Below are 15,445 nucleotides of genomic sequence, written 5' to 3'. Positions count from 1 at the left end.
CCCCACCTCAGGTGTCAGTTGCCGGGTCAGCTGGCGCTGAGGGTGGCCACGTCACCCAGGTAGCCGATCTTGCCGTCGGCGACCTGGTACAGGTACACGTTCTTGACCTTCAGCTCACCCTTGTCGTCGAAGGCGAACTCCTTGGTCAGGCCCTTGTAGTTGACACCCTTCAGGGCCGCCAGCAGCTTGTCGCGCGTGACGTCCTTGCCGAGCTTCTTCATCTCGGAGATGATCAGGTTCGCGATGTCGTACGACTCGGCCGAGTAGGTGCCCGGAGGCGTGTTGAACTTCGCGGTGTACGCCTCGGTGAACGCCTTGGTGCTCTCGTTCTTCGTGGCGTCGGTGCACGGGCAGGTCAGGAACCAGTTGTCGGCCGCGGCGCCGGCCAGCTCCACGAACTTCGCGTCGTTGGAGCCGTCACCCGAGATGCCGATGCCCTTGAAGCCGCCGTCGGCCAGCTTCTTGGCGAACGGCGCCAGGTCCGCGTAGTAACCCGCGTAGATCAGCGCGTCGGCCTTGGAGTTGACGACCTTCGTCGCGGCAGCGGTGTAGTCCGGGGTCTTCGCCGGGACGGAGTCCGTCTCCACCGTGACGCCCGCGGCCTTCAGGCTGTCGATCGCGACCTTCGACAGACCGACGCCGTACTCGCTCTTGTCGTCGATGACGAAGACCTTCTTGGCCTTCTCCTTCTTCGACAGGTACTCGGCCATGCCGGCACCCTGCTCGTTGTCGTTCGGCGCACCGCGCAGGAACGAGGTGAAGCCCTGGTTCGTCAGGTCCGGGTTCGTTGCCGACGGCGTCACCGCGGCGAGCTGCGCCTGGGCGTACAGCCCGCCCGCGGCCTTCGTCGGGCCCGAGAACGCGGGGCCGACGACGGCGACGACGCTGGTGTCACCGATCAGCTTCTGAGCGGCGGCGGGCGACTGGTCCGGCAGGCCCTGGTCGTCGCCGTCCACGACCTTCAGCGTGAAGGGCAGGTCGCCCTTCTTGTTGGCCTCTTCGACGGCCAGCTTCAGGCCGTTGTCCTCGTTGATGCCCAGCGCGCTGTTGTCGCCGGACAGCGGACCCTGGAAGCCGATGGAGAACGTCGGCTTGCCGCCGCTCTTGCCGCCGTCGTCCTTGCCGCCACCGCACGCGGTGAGCGCGAGAGCGCCAACTGCCACCGGGATAGCGAACTTGACGAACTTGTTGTTGAGCACTACGACCCCCTGGAGCCGCCCAATGAGATTACGAGTCGGCGGGCCGTAGGCCCTCCGGATTGCGACCGCGTGAACATCACGCGGGTTGGCGGGAATGTAATCCGCTGATCAGGCACACAGATAGGTCGTAGGAAGATATGTGATCGGACGGTGACCTGGGTCATGTGCCGGAAACAGAACGGTCCTTACCGGTAACCGGACGACCAGAGGGGGAGAGATGCAGACAAAGGTCCGATTTGGCGGCCTTGCGCGACGGCCGGCCCGCCGGCCCGTCGTGACCGCCCTGGCCGGAGCACTCGCCGGAGCCACGCTAGCGGCCCTCACCGCCGCCGCGATATGGCCCCACCCTTCCCCGGCCGCGACCGGCCAACCCCTCCGCCAGCTCGAAATTCCCCTCGACGCACCCGCCGTCAAGGCGGGGAACCTCGAATTCCGCGCCCTCGCCCTGCGTTGCGGCATCGCCGTCATCGTCGGCACCCACGCGGAGCACCCCGCCAAAGGCCGCCTCTGCCGCGTCCGCGTCGGCGTCACCGTCGACGACTCCGTCAGCGCGCGCCTCGACAACGACCTCCACCGGCTCGTCCTCGCCGACGGCAGCAGGCACTCCATGGACTGGGAGGCCATGCAGATCAAGCGCCAGCCGCTCACGATCGACATCGGCGCCCACGACAGCGCCCAGTACGACCTCTGGTTCGACATCCCCCGCGACGCCGCCGTCGACCACCTCGCCGTCACCAACGACAAAGGGATGCCCGCATCGGACATCCCCTTGCCACGGCGCGACTGGCCCGACCACTCGGCCTGAACCGGCCGCCGGCCCCAACCGGGCCCCAGGCGGCGCTACTTGACGCCGCCGTCCACCTCGTCCAGCACGGCCTGCGCCACCGCCTGCATCGTCATGCGGCGGTCCATCGACGTCTTCTGGATCCACCGGAACGCGGCCGGCTCCGACAGCCCGTACTTCGTCTGCAGGACGCTCTTCGCCCGGTCCACCAGCTTCCGCGTCTCCAGCCGCAGGCTCAGGTCCGCGACCTCCGCCTCCAGCGCCCGCAGCTCCGTGAAGCGCGACACCGCCATCTCGATGGCCGGCACGACGTCGCTCTTGCTGAACGGCTTCACCAGATACGCCATGGCACCCGCGTCCCGGGCCCGCTCCACCAGCTCGCGCTGCGAGAAGGCGGTGAGCATCAGCACCGGCGCGATCTTCTCCTTGGCGATCCGCTCCGCGGCGGAGATCCCGTCCAGCACGGGCATCTTCACATCCAGGATCACCAGGTCCGGCCGCAGCTCCTCGGCGAGCTTCACGGCCGTCTCGCCGTCCCCCGCCTCACCGACGACGGAGTAGCCCTCCTCCTCGAGCATCTCTTTCAGGTCCAGCCTGATCAGAGCCTCGTCCTCGGCGATCACCACGCGGGTGGTCTGCGGCGGTACGTGCGACTGCTCGTCAACGGGCTCGGCGGCGCTCACGGGACTCCTCGTTCCAGGGCAGGTGCTGCCCCAAGAGCCTACCTATCTCCGGTATGTTTAGGACACGGAGGGTATACGCTAGCCTTCGCTTCAAAGGGAGCCCCGGTAGCCCAGCGGTAGAGGCAATGGTCTCAAACACCATATAGCGTGGGTTCGAATCCCACCCGGGGTACTCTGCCTTCAAATTCAAGGCGTTTATCACTCAGGGTGATCTTCACTGAGTCGAGTGAGCGGCGGTGGATTCCCGGCCATGCGTGGCTGGAATCACGCCAAAGTCGTGCGTGTGTACGACCTGGAAATGCGCCGCCGGGCCCTCGCGCTCCTCGCCGAGGGACGGAGCCTCAACTCCGTGAGCCGGATGACCGGCGTGTCCCGTTCCGCCATCCGCGACTGGCGCACCCGCGTCGAACCCAGGCGGAGCGGCACGGACTGCGTAGGCCGGGCCTCCGGCCCCGCCTACGCCTATCTGCTCGGGCTCTACCTCGGCGACGGCTGCATCAGCCCGCAGCCGCGCGGCGGCCACGCCCTGCGCATCGTGTGCGCGGACGCCTGGCCCGGCCTGATCGACGCGTGCGAGGTGGCCATGAAGGCCGTCCGGCCCGGGAACTCCGTGTGCCGCGTCCACTCCCAGGGCTGCACCATGGTCACCTCGTACAGCGATCACTGGCCCTGCCTCTTCCCCCAGCACGGACCCGGCAGGAAGCACGAGCGCCGCATCGCCCTGGAGCCCTGGCAGCAGGCCGTCGTCGACGAGCGGCCCTGGGACTTCCTGCGCTGGCTCATCCATTCGGACGGGAGCCGGGTCGTGAACCGGATCACGCGCACCGCGGCCGGCGAGACCGGGCACTACGAGTACCCGCGCTACTTCTTCACCAACAGGTCCGACGACATCCGGCGGCTGTGCACCGACACCCTCGACACCCTCGACGCCCTCGGCGTCGCCTGGCGGCAGGCCAACGCCTGCAATATCTCCGTCGCCCGCCGGGAGGCCGTCGCGCTCATGGACCGCTTCATCGGTCCGAAGCATTGAGCCGGGCCTTGGTGTGCCGGGTGGCGACCGCCGTCGTGGGGTCCTCGGGCCAGGGGTGCTTGGGGTAGCGGCCGCGGAGTTCGGCGCGCACCGCGCGGTAGCCGTCGCGCCAGAAGGAGGCGAGGTCGCCGGTGACGGCGGCGGGGCGGCCCGCGGGGGAGAGCAGGTGGACGAGGAGGGGGACGCGGCCCCCGGCGATGCGGGGGGTGGTGGTCCAGCCGAAGAGCTCCTGGAGCTTGGCGGCGAGGACGGGGCGGTCGTCGTCGTAGGAGACGCGGACCTTGGAGCCGGAGGGGATCTCCAGGCGTTCCGGGGCGAGTTCGTCGAGACGGGCGGCGTCGCCGGTGGCCCAGGGCAGGAGGCGGCCCAGGGCGGTGCCGGCGTCGACGCGGGCGAGGTCGGCTCGGCGGCGGGCGGTGGCCAGTTCGGGGGCGAGCCACTCGTCGGCGCGGGAGATCAGGGCCTCGTCGGAGACGTCGGGCCAGGGGGCGCCGATCTCGCGGTGGAGGAAGGCGAGGCGCAGGCGCAGGGTGTCGGCGTCGCGGGTCCACTTCAGCAGGCGGGGTCCTTCGCGGCGGAGGCCGTCGAGGAGTGCGGTGCGCAGCCGGTCGGGATCGGGGTCGGGGAGGGGGCGGGTGGCGAGGGTGATCGCGCCGAGGCGGGCGGCGTGGTGGGCGGTGACGTCGCCGTCGGTCCAGGTGACCTCGTCGGTCTCGGTGAGCAGGGGCGCGGCTGCGGTGCGGGCGGTGTCCTCGTCGATGACGGCGGCGAGGCGTACGCGGGCGGAGGGTGAGCCGGCGGGGCGGTCGGCGACGGCGACGGCGAGCCACTGGGGGGTGCCGAGGCGGGTGCCGTCGGCGAGGTCGGCGGCGGTGCCGGAGGCCATCAGGTAGCCAGAGCCAGAGCCAGAGCCAGAGCCAGAGCCAGAGCCAGAGCCGGCCCCGGTGCCTCCGCGGCGGCGGGCGACGCGTTCGGGGAAGGCGAGTGCGGTGAGGAGCCCGGCGGCGGTGTCGTCGGTGAGCGCGGTGGCGGGGTGGTCGGGGGCCGCGGCGGCCAGGCGGCGGGCCTCGCGGCGCCAGCGGTCGGCGTGGGCGTCGTGTGCGCGGCGGGCGGTGCGCCAGGCGGCGGCGAGGTCGTCGCCGTGGTCGCGCGGGGGTTGCTCGGAGAGCAGGGCGACGATGTCGGCGGCGCGGCGGGTGCCGGTGCGGGGGGCGCCGTCGAGGAGGGCACGGGCGAGGCGGGGGTGGAGGCCGATGCGGGCCATGCGGTCGCCGCGGTCGGTGGTGCGGCCGTCGGGGCGGAGGGCGCCGATCGCGGTGAGGACGTCGTGGGCGGCGGCGAGGGCGCCGGGCGGGGGCGGGTCGAGGAGGGCGAGCCCGGTGGCGTCGGCGTCGCCCCATGCGGCGGCCTGGAGGGCGAAGGGGGTGAGGTCGGCGACGGCGATCTCGGGGGAGGGGAAGCGGGGGCGGCCGGTGTCCTCGGCCTTGTTCCAGCAGCGGTAGGCGGTGCCGGGGGCTTCGCGTCCGGCGCGTCCGGCGCGCTGGGCGGCGGTGGCGAGGGAGGCCCGGACGGTGGTGAGGGAGCCGAGCCCGCGGGCGTGGTCGGTGCGGGGTTCGCGGGCGAGTCCGGAGTCGACGACGACGCGGACGCCGGGGACGGTGAGGCTGGATTCGGCGACGGAGGTGGCGAGGACGACGCGGCGCCGGGTGCCGTCGCCGCCGCGGAGCACGGCGTCCTGGACGGCGGCGGGTGCCTGGCCGTGGAGTTGGAGGATCTCGGCGTTCGTGCCGTCGAGCAGGCCGGCGACGCGCGCGATCTCGCCGGTGCCGGGGAGGAAGCACAGGACGTCGCCGTCGTCGGTGCGCAGCGCGGTGCGGACGGTGCCGGCGACGTGGTCGAGGAAGGCGGGGTCGACGCGCATGCCGTGGGGCGGCCGGATGCCGTGCGGTGGGGGTGCGTGGGTGACGGCCACGGGGTGCATGTGTCCCCGGGCGTGGACGACGGGTGCGTCGCCGAGCAGCCGGGACCAGGCGTCGGCGTCGGTGGTGGCTGAGGCGGCGACGATGCGCAGGTCGGGGCGGAGGGCGGCGCGCACGTCGAGCAGGAAGGCCATGGCGGTGTCGGCGTCGAGGTGGCGTTCGTGGCACTCGTCGAGGAGGACGGTGGTGGTGCCGGCGAGCTCCTGGTCGCGCTGGAGGCGCTGGAGGAGGACGCCGGTGGTGACGACCTCGACGACGGTGCGGGGGGAGACCTTGCGGTCGCCGCGCACGGTGTGGCCGACGCGGCCGCCCGGTTCCTCGCCGAGGAGCCAGGCCATGCGGCGGGCGGCGGCCTTGGCGGCCATGCGGCGTGGTTCGGCGACGACGACGGTCCGTTCGGGCCGGTCGTCGAGGAGTCCGGCGAGGGCGAGCGGGACGAGGGTGGTCTTGCCGGTGCCGGGCGGGGCGGCCAGGACGGCGCAGCCGTGGCCCTCCAGCGCGTCGTGGAGGGCGGGCAGGGCGGAGCGCACCGGGAGGGCGGCGAGGGCGTCCTCCCGGAGCCGCGCGGGGCGGGGGGTCACGGGGCGACGCAGACGAAGATCGCGGTGCCGGGGACGACGCGGCCGCGCAGCGGCGACCAGCCGCCCCATTCCGCGGTGTTCCAGGCGGGCCACTCGGGTTCGACGAGGTCGACGAGGTGGAAGCCGGCTGCGCTGAGTTCGCGGACGCGGTCGCCGAGGGTGCGGTGGTGCTCGACGTAGACGGCGTGCCCGGTCTCGTCCTGTTCGACGTAGGGGGTGCGGTCGAAGTAGGAGGCGGAGGCGGTGAGTCCCTCGGGGCCGGGTTCGTCGGGGAAGGCCCAGCGGATGGGGTGGGTGACGGAGAAGACCCAGCGGCCGCCGGGGCGCAGGACGCGCCGGACCTCGCGCATGACGTGGGCGGTGTCGGCGATGAAGGGGAGGGCGCCGTAGGCGGAACAGGCGTGGTCGAAGGAGGCGTCGGCGAAGGGGAGGGCGCCGGCGTCGGCCTGGATGAGCGGGAAGGCCGGGAAGGCCGGGAAGGCGGGGACGGTGGTGGCGGGGGAGGCGGCGGCGCGCGCGTCGTCGATGCGGCGGGCGTGCTGGAGCTGGCGGTGGGAGAGGTCGAGTGCGACGGGCCGGGCGCCGTGCGCGGCGAGCCAGCGGGAGCACTGGGCGGCGCCGGCGCCGATCTCCAGGACGGCGGCGCCCTTCAGTCCGGCGGCGGGTCCGAGGAGGTGGAGCTCGTCCTCGGTTGCTCCTTCCGGGCCCCAGACGAAATCGGCGTCGCCGAGGAACTCGCCGTGGTCGCTCTGGTACTCGTCGGCGTTGCGGTCCCACCATCCGCGGTTGGCTCGGCTGCTCTCCGTGGCGCCTGCGACACGGCGCGTGGCCTCGGGTTCTTCGGGGAAGGGCCGGGGGGCCGGTGCTTGGATCATTGCGCTGGTCGTCGTACCCTCTGTGGTGACCTGTGGCTGCGGTGCCGCCGCTGCACGTCCATGTACCAGTGCCCGGTACGGGGTGTTACGCCCGTGGTGTGCTCTTCGTGCATTGACCGTGCCCGGCTGCCCCCGTATGCTACAAGTTGCGCTGCGAGCCTGCGCGCCTCGGACGGAGCAGGCTGCGCTCACATCTGTTGTAAACCTCTCGGCCTTGCGGGCTGTCCGGAATCGGCAGGAGCGAAACGGGCTTACGGCGTAGCAGTACCTACGACTTCATGTCCGTACCGGAGCCCTTTTCCTAATGACGAGCAGCACCGAGGCCCAGGCCCCTCGTACCACCCCGCAGGTGGCGGTCAACGACATCGGTTCCGAGGAAGCCTTCCTCGCCGCGATCGACGAGACGATCAAGTACTTCAACGACGGCGACATCGTCGACGGCGTCATCGTGAAGGTCGACCGGGACGAGGTCCTGCTCGACATCGGTTACAAGACCGAGGGTGTCATCCCCTCGCGCGAGCTTTCGATCAAGCACGACGTCGACCCCAACGAGGTCGTCGCCGTGGGCGACGAGATCGAGGCCCTGGTCCTCCAGAAGGAGGACAAGGAGGGTCGTCTGATCCTGTCCAAGAAGCGCGCCCAGTACGAGCGCGCCTGGGGCACGATCGAGAAGATCAAGGAAGAGGACGGCATCGTCACCGGTACCGTCATCGAGGTCGTCAAGGGTGGTCTCATCCTCGACATCGGCCTCCGTGGCTTCCTCCCCGCCTCCCTGGTCGAGATGCGCCGTGTCCGCGACCTCCAGCCGTACGTCGGCAAGGAGCTCGAGGCCAAGATCATCGAGCTGGACAAGAACCGCAACAACGTGGTCCTGTCCCGTCGTGCCTGGCTGGAGCAGACCCAGAGCGAGGTCCGCCAGACCTTCCTCACCACCCTCCAGAAGGGTCAGGTGCGCTCCGGCGTCGTCTCCTCCATCGTCAACTTCGGTGCCTTCGTGGACCTGGGTGGCGTGGACGGCCTCGTGCACGTGTCCGAGCTGTCCTGGAAGCACATCGACCACCCCTCCGAGGTCGTCGAGGTCGGCCAGGAGGTCACGGTCGAGGTCCTGGACGTCGACATGGACCGCGAGCGTGTCTCCCTGTCGCTGAAGGCGACCCAGGAAGACCCGTGGCAGCAGTTCGCCCGGACCCACCAGATCGGCCAGGTCGTCCCCGGCAAGGTCACCAAGCTGGTGCCGTTCGGTGCGTTCGTCCGCGTGGACGAGGGCATCGAGGGTCTGGTCCACATCTCCGAGCTGGCCGAGCGCCACGTGGAGATCCCGGAGCAGGTCGTCCAGGTCAACGACGAGATCTTCGTCAAGGTCATCGACATCGACCTCGAGCGCCGTCGCATCAGCCTCTCGCTGAAGCAGGCCAACGAGTCCTTCGGTGCCGACCCGGCCTCGGTCGAGTTCGACCCGACCCTGTACGGCATGGCCGCGTCCTACGACGACCAGGGCAACTACATCTACCCCGAGGGCTTCGACCCCGAGGCCAACGACTGGCTCGAGGGCTACGAGAAGCAGCGCGAGGAGTGGGAGCGCCAGTACGCCGAGGCGCAGACCCGCTTCGAGCAGCACCAGGCGCAGGTCATCAAGTCCCGCGAGGCGGACGCCGAGGCTGCGGCCGCGGCCGGCGAGGCGGCTCCGGCCGGCCCGACCGGTGGCTCGTACTCCTCGGAGTCCGGTGACCAGTCCGGCGCCCTCGCGTCGGACGAGGCGCTGGCCGCGCTCCGCGAGAAGCTGGCCGGCGGCCAGAGCTGATCGCAGGGCGTACCGCCCACGCACCACGGAAGGACCCGCTCTCCCCTGGAGGGCGGGTCCTTCCGCGTTCGCCGGGTCCGGACGGGAATGCGCGGGCTGTACGGTCCGTTGCACCGAGAGTTGACGAAGACCGAAGGAAGGGTGCGCAGTGCTGGATCCGCAGGGGCTGTACGCATACGAGCCGGGCGGGGCAGAGGCGGTCGACGAGGCGTTCGGTGAGACCGGACCCGTGCTGCTGTACCACTTCGACGGCTACATCGACGCCGGGGAGACCGGCAGCCAGGTCGTCGAGGAGCTGCTGGAACGGCAGGAGCACCGGCTGGTGGCGCGTTTCGACGCCGACCGGCTGGTGGACTACCGGGCGCGCCGTCCGCTGATGACCTTCCAGCGGGACCGCTGGACGGGGTACGAGGCGCCGGAGATCGCGCTGCGGCTGGTCCGGGACAGCACGGGTTCGCCGTTCCTGCTGCTGTCGGGCCAGGAGCCGGACATCGAGTGGGAGCGTTTCGCGGCGGCGGTGGTGGAGATCGTGGAGCGGCTCGGTGTGCGGCTGGCGTTCAACTTCCACGGCATCCCCATGGGCGTTCCGCACACCCGTCCGGTGGGGCTGACACCACATGGCAACCGGCTGGACCTGGTGCCGGGCCACCGCGCCTGGTTCGACGAGGCGCAGGTTCCGGGCAGTGCCGAGTCGCTGATCGAGTACCGGCTGGCGGAGGCGGGCCGTGACGTGCTGGGTGTCGCCGCCCACGTACCGCACTACCTGGCGCGTTCCGGTTACCCGGACTCCGCGCTGGCGGTGGTGGAGACGCTGACGGCCGCCACCGGCCTGGTGCTGCCGCAGGTGGCGCACGCACTGCGGATGGAGGCGCACACCGTGCGCGCCGAGATCGACCGGCAGGTCGCCGACGGCGACGCGGAGCTGGTCGCGGTGGTGCAGGGTCTGGAGAACCAGTACGACGCGCTGGCGGGCGGCAGCAGCCGTCAGAACCTGATCGCCGAGCCGGTCGAACTGCCGTCGGCGGAGGACCTGGCGGCGGAGTTCGAGCGTTTCCTCGCCGACCGCGAGGACGACGGCTCCTGACCGACCGGGCTCGTTGGTGTGCGGGGGCACCGGTAGTCTCGCGCCATGGTCAAAGTGGGGCTGACGGGCGGGATCGGGGCGGGCAAGAGCGAGGTGTCGCGGCTGCTGGCCTCGTACGGGGCGGTGCTGGTCGACGCCGACCGGATCGCACGTGAGGTGGTCGAGCCGGGCACACCCGGGCTGGCGGCCGTGGTCGCGGAGTTCGGCGAGGGGGTGCTGGCCGCCGACGGGTCCCTGGACCGGCCGAAGCTGGGCGCGATCGTCTTCTCCGACCCCGAGCGACTGCGGGCGCTGAACGCGATCGTCCACCCCCTGGTCCGGGACCGTTCGGCCGCGCTGGAGCAGGCCGCGGGCCCGGACGCCCTGGTCGTGCACGACGTGCCGCTGCTGACGGAGAACGCCCTCGCGCCGCTGTACGACGTGGTCGTGGTGGTGGACGCCGCCCCGGAGACCCAGCTGGACCGGCTGGTGCGGCTGCGGGGCATGGCCGAGGAGGACGCCCGGGCCCGGATGGCCGCCCAGGCGACCCGGGAACAGCGGCTGGCGATCGCCGACATGGTGATCGACAACGACGGGCCGCTGGAGGCGCTGGAGCCCCAGGTCCGGCAGGTGTGGGAGCAGTTGCGTCAAAAGATCGTCAAGAGCTGATCCGGAACCCTCTCCGGGCGCGTCCATGGGGCAGTAGCGTCGCTGCGCCGTGGACAGGAGGGGGATGGGGATGGAAGCCGTGTGGGCCGCGATCGGAATCGCCGTCGTGGTGCTGGGTCTTGGTGGTCTCAAGAGCAGTTTCCGGGTGATCAGGCAGTACGAGCGGGGTGTGGTCTACCGCTTCGGGCGGGTGCGGCCGCAGGCCAAGCAGCCGGGGCCGCGTCTGCTGGTGCCGTTGATGGACCGGATGACCAAGGTCAACATGCAGGTGGTGACCATGCCGGTGCCCTCGCAGGAGGGCATCACCCGGGACAACGTCTCGGTGCGGGTGGACGCCGTGCTGTACTTCCGGGTGATCGACCCGATCAAGGCCACGGTGGACGTGCAGAACTACCAGTTCGCGATGTTGCAGGTGGCCCAGACGTCGCTGCGCTCGGTGATCGGCAAGAGCGAGCTGGACGACCTGCTGTCGGGGCGCGAGGCCATGAACGAGGGCCTGGAGCTGATGCTGGCCACGCCGGCCGTCGAGTGGGGCATCCACATCGACCGGGTGGAGATCAAGGACGTGGCCCTGCCGGAGTCGATGAAGCGGTCGATGGCGCGGCAGGCCGAGGCGGACCGTGAGCGCCGGGCGCGCATCATCACCGCCGACGGTGAGCTGCAGGCCTCGCAGAAGCTGGCGCAGGCCGCGTCCGCGATGGACGGCACTCCGGCCGCGATGCAGCTGCGTCTGCTGCAGACGGTCGTGGAGGTGGCCGCGGAGAAGAACTCGACGCTGGTCATGCCGTTCCCGGTGGAGATGCTGCGCTTCTTCGAGCGGGCGTCCGGAGCCGAACGCCCGGCCGCCGAACCGGCCCCGCTTCCTGCGCCTGCGCCTGCTCCCGCATCTGCGCCTGCCCCCGCACCTGCCCTGGTTCCCGCGCCGGTCGCGGAGCCCGCGCGGCCCGTCGCCGAGGTCGACGCCGCGGCGCCGGTGGCTCTGGAGGCCGCGAAGGGCAACGAGGGGCCCGTGGTGCCGGCCGAAGGGCGTCCGGCGGACGAGGAGGCCTGAGCACCCTCCGCGGTGTTCCCCTGGGGAATGCATATGCGGATGGTGATGTTGGGTAGTTGTCACCTGTTGAATGCCCGGGGAAGGAGGCGGCTGTGCCCGAGCAGAGCCCCGAGAACCACGTCATCGACTTCCGCGCGGCGGAGCAGTTGCTGGCGGCCCGCGACGCCCGTGGGGCGGTGAAGCTGCTGGACTCGGTCATCGCCGCCCACCCGGAGAACACTGCCGCGCGTCTGCTGCGCGCACGGGCCTTCTTCCTGGCCGCGCAGCTGCGCCCGGCCGAGCTGGAGTTCCAGGTCGTCCTGGAGCGCGAGCCGGACAACGCGTACGCGCACTTCGCCCTCGGCCGGACCCTGGAGCGTTCGGGACGCTCCGGCGAGGCGCTGCGGCACTTCCGGCTGGCGGCGGCGCTCGACCCCAAGCCCGACTACCTTCAGGCGGCCCGGTTCCCCGGCCCGGCGTGAGCCAGGGTGGGTAGTTCGCCCGGTTTTGCGACGAACACCCCTCGCGTCACATTGATCCGTATCGTCCCTCCCGTTACGGTTCCGGGGCACGCGTTCTGACGCAGCCCCAACTGTCGGGAGCCGGCTGTGACTCGAGTGACCAGGCGGATGCTGCTGGGTTCCGCCGCCGCGACCGCGGCGGGTGCGGTGTTCCCGGCGGGGGCGGCGGCCGCGGCGACGGCCGTCTCCTTTGACACCGCTCCCGCGCAGGCCGCGCTGACCCGCCTGCTGCCGCGGCACGCGGGGCAGTTCCGGCTCGTCGCACTGGACCGGGGGAACGGCGGCAAGGACGGCGAACGCTCCGACCGCTTCCGGATCGCCGGCGCGCGCGGCCGGGTCGAAGTGGCCGGGACCTCCCCGGCCACACTGCTGTGCGGCGTGCGCTGGTACCTCAAGCACGTGTGCGGCGTGGGCGTCTCCTGGGTGGGCGACAGCCTGGACGCCCTGCCCGCGACACTCCCCGCGCCGCCGCCGGGCGGCATCACCCGGCGCGCCACCGTGCCGCACCGCTTCGTCCTCAACGACACCAACGACGGTTACACCGCCCCCTACGCCGACTGGTCGCGCTGGGAGCGCTTCATCGACGTCCTGGCCCTGCACGGCTGCAACGAAGTGCTGGTGGTGGCCGGTGCCGAGGCCGTGTACCGGCGCGTACTGCGCGAGTTCGGCTACTCCGACAAGGAAGCCCTGGCCTGGCTGCCGGCGCCGTCCCACCAGCCGTGGTGGCTGCTGCAGAACCTCTCCGGATACGGCGGCCCGCTGACCGCGGGCATCGTCGACGCGCGCGCCACGCTGGGCCGCAGGATCACCGCGCGGCTGCGGGAGCTGGGCATGGCCCCGGTGCTGCCGGGTTACTTCGGCACCGTCCCGGACGGCTTCGCCGGTCGCAACGCGGGGGCGCGCGTCGTCCCCCAGGGCACCTGGCACGGATTCGCCCGCCCGGACTGGCTCGACCCGCGTACCGGCGCCTTCGCCGCCGTGGCCGCCTCCTTCTACCGTCATCAGAAGGAGGTGTTCGGTGAGGCCGCGTACTTCAAGATGGACCTGCTCCACGAGGGCGGCACCGCGGGCGGTGTGCCCGTGCCCGCGGCCGCCCGCGGCGTGCAGGCGGCGCTGCGCGCGGCGCACCCCCGCGCGACCTGGGTGATCCTCGGCTGGGAGAAGAACCCGCGGGCCGACCTGCTGGGAGCCGTCGACAAGGAGCGGATGCTCGTCGTGGACGGTGTCTCCGACCGCTTCGCCTCAGTCACCGACCGCGAGCGGGACTGGGCGGGCACCCCGTACGCCTTCGGTTCCATCCCCAACTTCGGCGGCCGGACGACGATCGGCGCGAAGACCCATGTGTGGGCGGACCGATTCTTCAGCTGGCGGGACAAGCCCGGCAGCGCCCTGGCCGGCACCTGTTACCTGCCGGAGGCCGCCGAGCGCGACCCCGCCGCCTTCGAGCTGTTCTGCGAACTGCCCTGGCACGAGCGGCGGGTGGACCTGCCTACCTGGTTCGACACCTACGCGCGGACCCGCTACGGCGCCGCGGACGGCCAGGCCCGCGTCGCCTGGCAGGCACTGCGCCGCACCGCCTACCGCCACGACGCCCTGGAGCGCGCCGACGCCCACGACAGCCTCTTCACCGCCCGTCCCTCGCTGACCGCCGACTCCGGCAGCGTGTACGCGCCGAACACCCTCACCTACGATCCCGCCGCCTTCGACGCGGCGTTCACCGCACTGCTGGCGGTGTCCGCGGGGGCGCGCGGCCGGGACGCCTACCGCTACGACCTGACCGACGTCGCCCGGCAGGCCGTCGCCAACCGCAGCCGGCAGCTGCTGCCCCAGCTGCGGGCCGCGTTCGCGCGCGGCGACGAGGCGGTCTTCCGTCAGCTGTCGGAGCTGTGGCTGCGGCTGATGCGGCTGGCCGACGAGGTCGCCGGCGGCCACCGGGCGTTCCTGCTCGGCCCCTGGCTCGCGGAGGCCCGGGCCTGGGGAGGGACGGACGCGCGGCGCGCCGGACTCGAGCGCACCGCACGGGTGCTGACCACCACCTGGGGCGGGCGCGCGACCTCGGTGTCTCTGCACGAGTACGCCAACCGGGACTGGAACGGCCTGGTCGCGGACTTCTACCTGCCGCGCTGGCGAACCTTCCTCGACGAGTGCGCCGCGGCCCTCACCACCCGCCGTACACCGCGGGCCGTCGACTGGTACCGGGCGGAGGAGCCCTGGACGAAGCGCACCGGGAGCTACCCCACCCGGCCCACCGGCGACGCCCACACGCTCGCCCGGCGCGCCCACGAGATCCTCGCCGCGGCCCCCTACCAGGGAACGCTGACGGTGACCGCGGAGCCCGCGGCGCTGCGGCCGGGCGGCCGGGCACTGGTCACCGCGGAGTTCACCAACACCAACGGGCTCGCCCCCACCGGCACGGTGGGTTTCTCCCTGACCACGGACGGGGTACGGGCCGCACCGCGCGGGGCGCTGTCGTTGCCGCGCGTGGCGGCCGGTGGCACCGGCCGTGCGACCTGGCACGTCACCGCGCCCGACGCACGTCCCGAGCGGCCGCTGTCGCCGCTGCGGTACGAGGCGCGCGCCGCGTACGAGCCGGTGCCGGGCGGCGCGCGGGTGCCCGCGGTCGCCACGGGGGACCTGTACGTCGCGGGCCCGCTGGAGCGTGCGTACCGCACCGTCGACGGCACCGGCGCCGTCTTCGGGCAGCTCGGCGACCGCTTCGCCATCGACGGCGCCGGGCGCGACCTGTGGAAGGGCACCGCCGAGTTCGCGGCGCTCCTGCGGCGCGGCGCGCTGCGGGACGGCGGGACGGTCACCACCCGGGTCGACAGCCAGGCCGAGACCGCCGCGTGGGCGCGGGCGGGCATCGTCGTCCGCGACGACCTCGACGATCCGGCCGCCCCCGGCTTCCTGAACCTGGCGGTGAGCCCCGGCCACGGGGTGACGCTGTCGTACGACTCCGACGGCGGCGGGCAGTTGAACCGCTACCGGCGGCTCGCCGGTGTGCGGGCCCCGGTGCTGCTGAGGCTGCGCCGCCGGGGCCGCGCCTACACGGGGGAGTGCAGCACCGACGACGGGACGACCTGGCGGAAGGTGGCGACCGTGACCGTCCCGGCGGCGGCCCGGACGCAGGACGTGGGGCTCTTCATGACCGCGGGGAACGGCGGTACGGGCGACCGCGGCCTGGTGGAGTTCACCGGCTTCCGCATCGGCTGATCCCGGCGGCCCCCGGG

Annotated in this window: 12 protein-coding genes and 1 tRNA gene; 9 read left to right on the top strand and 4 right to left on the bottom strand. The window is 72.1% G+C overall.

Translation table 11 applies throughout. The features are described 5' to 3' along the window. Positions 1–26 precede the first annotated feature (26 nt). Positions 27–1,163, bottom strand: a complete 1,137-nt coding sequence (locus ACFW3D_RS13980) for a branched-chain amino acid ABC transporter substrate-binding protein (protein WP_500504359.1) — start codon at positions 1,161–1,163, stop codon at positions 27–29. Between the two features lie 253 nt (positions 1,164–1,416). Here ACFW3D_RS13980 and ACFW3D_RS13975 point away from each other — a divergent pair, with 253 nt between their 5' ends. Continuing rightward, positions 1,417–2,004 carry a hypothetical protein gene (locus ACFW3D_RS13975; protein ID WP_500504357.1) on the top strand — a complete coding sequence of 196 codons (588 nt, stop codon included), beginning with the start codon at positions 1,417–1,419 and terminating at the stop codon, positions 2,002–2,004. 35 nt (positions 2,005–2,039) lie between these two features. On the opposite strand, the gene ACFW3D_RS13970 is transcribed toward ACFW3D_RS13975, so the two are convergent. Beyond that, entirely contained in the window at positions 2,040–2,666 is a 627-nt protein-coding gene (locus ACFW3D_RS13970) for an ANTAR domain-containing response regulator (RefSeq protein WP_500504355.1), read from the bottom strand. Between the two features lie 99 nt (positions 2,667–2,765). Between ACFW3D_RS13970 and ACFW3D_RS13965 the strand changes: the two genes are divergently transcribed. Together ACFW3D_RS13965 and ACFW3D_RS13960 are read left to right on the top strand one after the other, a co-directional pair. Then, positions 2,766–2,838 (top strand) — tRNA-Leu (locus ACFW3D_RS13965). Between the two features lie 111 nt (positions 2,839–2,949). Beyond that, positions 2,950–3,696 carry a helix-turn-helix domain-containing protein gene (locus ACFW3D_RS13960; protein ID WP_500504353.1) on the top strand — a complete coding sequence of 249 codons (747 nt, stop codon included), beginning with the start codon at positions 2,950–2,952 and terminating at the stop codon, positions 3,694–3,696. Here the strand turns inward: ACFW3D_RS13960 and hrpB are convergent. Beyond that, positions 3,677–6,205, bottom strand: coding sequence for an ATP-dependent helicase HrpB (gene hrpB, locus ACFW3D_RS13955; protein WP_500504401.1), 2,529 nt, complete (start codon positions 6,203–6,205; stop codon positions 3,677–3,679). The two genes, ACFW3D_RS13960 and hrpB, sit on opposite strands and share 20 nt — an antisense overlap. A gap of 47 nt (positions 6,206–6,252) precedes the next feature. Next, positions 6,253–7,131, bottom strand: coding sequence for a class I SAM-dependent methyltransferase (locus tag ACFW3D_RS13950; RefSeq protein ID WP_500504352.1), 879 nt, complete (start codon positions 7,129–7,131; stop codon positions 6,253–6,255). Positions 7,132–7,435: 304 nt separating this feature from the next. Here ACFW3D_RS13950 and rpsA point away from each other — a divergent pair, with 304 nt between their 5' ends. From rpsA to ACFW3D_RS13920, 6 genes are all read left to right on the top strand, one after another. Beyond that, positions 7,436–8,932, top strand: coding sequence for a 30S ribosomal protein S1 (gene rpsA, locus ACFW3D_RS13945; RefSeq protein ID WP_500504351.1), 1,497 nt, complete (start codon positions 7,436–7,438; stop codon positions 8,930–8,932). Between the two features lie 148 nt (positions 8,933–9,080). Next, the gene (locus ACFW3D_RS13940; RefSeq protein ID WP_500504349.1) at positions 9,081–10,016 is read left to right on the top strand and encodes a PAC2 family protein; all 936 of its coding nucleotides are present in this window, start codon (positions 9,081–9,083) and stop codon (positions 10,014–10,016) included. Positions 10,017–10,061: 45 nt separating this feature from the next. Then, positions 10,062–10,664 (top strand): dephospho-CoA kinase, encoded by a 603-nt coding sequence (gene coaE / locus ACFW3D_RS13935; protein ID WP_500504348.1) that lies wholly within the window; start codon positions 10,062–10,064, stop codon positions 10,662–10,664. A 70-nt stretch (positions 10,665–10,734) separates the two neighbouring features. Continuing rightward, positions 10,735–11,715: a slipin family protein gene (locus ACFW3D_RS13930; RefSeq protein WP_500504400.1), complete on the top strand. Its 981-nt coding sequence runs from the start codon at positions 10,735–10,737 to the stop codon at positions 11,713–11,715. Positions 11,716–11,807: 92 nt separating this feature from the next. Beyond that, positions 11,808–12,176 (top strand): tetratricopeptide repeat protein, encoded by a 369-nt coding sequence (locus ACFW3D_RS13925; protein WP_500504347.1) that lies wholly within the window; start codon positions 11,808–11,810, stop codon positions 12,174–12,176. 147 nt (positions 12,177–12,323) lie between these two features. Continuing rightward, positions 12,324–15,428 carry an alpha-N-acetylglucosaminidase gene (locus ACFW3D_RS13920; protein WP_500504399.1) on the top strand — a complete coding sequence of 1,035 codons (3,105 nt, stop codon included), beginning with the start codon at positions 12,324–12,326 and terminating at the stop codon, positions 15,426–15,428. Positions 15,429–15,445 lie beyond the last annotated feature (17 nt).

Origin of the sequence: Streptomyces sp. NPDC058864 (assembly GCF_042742985.1) — a bacterium.
In the GTDB taxonomy this organism is placed as follows: domain Bacteria; phylum Actinomycetota; class Actinomycetes; order Streptomycetales; family Streptomycetaceae; genus Actinacidiphila.
Note: the sequence above shows the minus strand (reverse complement) of the source record. Positions and strands in the feature narration are given on the sequence as shown.